This window comes from Paraburkholderia sp. SIMBA_053 (assembly GCF_046534895.1).
Taxonomy (GTDB): domain Bacteria; phylum Pseudomonadota; class Gammaproteobacteria; order Burkholderiales; family Burkholderiaceae; genus Paraburkholderia; species Paraburkholderia caledonica.
In genome coordinates this window covers 1-393 of the sequence record NZ_JAWRXU010000175.1, presented here as the reverse complement: position 1 = coordinate 393, position 393 = coordinate 1, and the positions used below count along the sequence as shown (strand labels likewise).

Genomic DNA, 393 nt, shown 5'->3' with positions numbered 1-393 from the left:
CAGTTGACCGCGATATCGTGGCTCGCCAGTTCCTTTCCGAGCGACTTGGTCATGGCAATGACAGCAGCCTTGGCTGAACTGTACGCTGCGGCGTTGGGGTTACCTTCCTTGCCGGCGACGGAAGCCAGATTAACGATGCGACCGTAGTTCTGCCCGACCATCACGGGTACCACAGCGCGGCAGCAGTGGAAAGTGCCGTTGACGTCGATGTCGATCACCTGCTTCCAGACGTCGATGGGATACTCGGCCAAGGTCGCATTTGGGCCAACGATCGCCGCGTTATTGATCAGGATATCGATGCGTCCGGCGACTTTCAGCGTACCCGATACAGCAGCTTCGACGCTGGCATAGTCGGCGATATCAACACGTTCGACGTGAATATCGGAATGTCCC

At 57.5% G+C, this 393-nt stretch carries 1 protein-coding gene; it reads right to left on the bottom strand.

Annotated features, from left to right (window positions below):
* Positions 1–393: SDR family NAD(P)-dependent oxidoreductase (locus tag SB753_RS35135; protein ID WP_410804660.1), on the bottom strand; the 393-nt coding region annotated here is incomplete at both ends.